The organism is Micromonospora sp. NPDC052213, from assembly GCF_040679695.1.
Lineage (GTDB): Bacteria > Actinomycetota > Actinomycetes > Mycobacteriales > Micromonosporaceae > Micromonospora.
On sequence record NZ_JBFAVI010000346.1, the window covers coordinates 1 to 1,499 of the forward strand.

The 1,499-nt window shown below is 73.1% G+C and carries 3 protein-coding genes; 1 reads left to right on the forward strand and 2 read right to left on the reverse strand.

Annotated elements, in window-relative coordinates:
• Both AB0L34_RS33780 and AB0L34_RS33785 read right to left on the reverse strand, forming a co-directional pair.
• Positions 1-310: ATP-binding cassette domain-containing protein (locus AB0L34_RS33780; RefSeq protein ID WP_363709731.1), on the reverse strand; the 310-nt coding region annotated here is incomplete at its 3' end.
• 108 nt (positions 311-418) lie between these two features.
• A complete protein-coding gene (locus AB0L34_RS33785) occupies positions 419-637 on the reverse strand; it encodes a hypothetical protein (protein WP_030503492.1) in 219 nt (72 codons plus the stop codon).
• An 84-nt stretch (positions 638-721) separates the two neighbouring features.
• Here AB0L34_RS33785 and AB0L34_RS33790 point away from each other — a divergent pair.
• Positions 722-1,499 (forward strand): class I SAM-dependent methyltransferase (locus AB0L34_RS33790; RefSeq protein ID WP_363709733.1); only part of this gene is annotated, 778 nt, incomplete at its 3' end.

Sequence of the window (1,499 nt, forward strand, 5' to 3'; positions counted from 1 at the left end):
GGTTCTCCGCGCCGGTGAGCAGCGCGTCGACGGCGGAGAACTGGCCGGTCACGCCGATCGCGGCGCGTACCCGATCCGGTTCGGCGGTCACGTCGTGGCCGGCGACCCGGACGGTGCCGGCGTCGGCGCGGATCAGTGTGGAGAGGATCTGCACGGTGGTGGTCTTGCCGGCGCCATTCGGGCCGAGCAGGGCGAACACGGTGGCCTCGGGTACGCGCAGGTCGACACCGTCGAGCACGACCTGTCTCCGGTACGCCTTGCGCAGCCCGGACACCTCGACCATCGCGCCGGGAAAATTCGTCGTCGTCATGCCCGCAACCGTCGCGGCCGGCGGGATCAGCGCGGTTTCACGACGGTTTCACGCCGCCGGGCCACCCGTCGATCGCGCGGTGCACGGGCCTCGTGACTGAGCGCGCGGTCAGCGGGGCATCGCCCGCCAGCCGGAGCCGCTCGCCCGCCACGCCCCGGCGAGGATGCTCGCCGAGCCGCGGCTCGGGCACTGCTGGATGCGGGACCGGCCGCTGGCCCCACCGATCTGCGCCTGGACCTGCCACTGGCTTCCGTCGGTGCGGATGTAGACGTCGCGCCGTCCGCGAGGGTTGCTGACGCCGTTCCACCAGTGTTCCTCGACCACCATGCCGTGACCGTACCGCAGGAGACCCGGAGCAGCACAGACGCAAATTGGTTGCCACCGTCGGCCGTACGGCGGGACGCTCCCCGGATGACAGCACCGGACCTGCCGCGCCAGTTCACCATCCGCGAGGGCGACCTGCGGATCCTCAACCCGTTCGACGACGTCAAGCTGGCCACGCTGGGCCGCGCGATCCGGCTGCGCCCCGGTGACGAGCTGCTCGATCTGTGCAGCGGCAAGGGCGAGCTGCTCTGCACCTGGGCCCGCGACCACGGGATCACCGGCACCGGCGTCGACATCAGCAGCGCCTTCACCGCCGCCGCCCGGGAACGCGCCGCCGAACTCGGCGTCACCGACCGGGTACGTTTCGTGCACGGCGACGCGGCTGCGTACTCGCCGGAGCGGCCGGTCGACGTGGCCGCCTGCGTCGGCGCCACCTGGATCGGCGACGGGGTGCCGGGCACGCTGGAGCTGCTCGGCCGGGCGCTGCGGCCGGGCGGCATGGCGCTCGTCGGGGAGCCCTACTGGCGGCGTGACCCGCCGGACGAGGAGGCCGTCACCGGGTCGCACGCCCGGTCCCGGGACGAGTTCCAGGATCTGCCCGGTCTGGTCCGGCTCTTCGGCGAGTGCGGCTGGGACCTGGTCGAGATGGTCCTCGCCGACCAGGACAGCTGGGACCGGTACGCCGCCGCGCACTGGCTGAACCTGCGTCGCTGGCTGGACGCCAATCCGGACGACGAACTGGCTCCGGAGCTGCGCCGGGAGCTGACAGATGCCACCGCTCTCCTGGCCGAGCCGGGAGAGCATCGCCTGGAGGCGCACGGTGGCCCGCACCCGCGCCGCCTCGTCCCGCGCCACCACGTCGAGG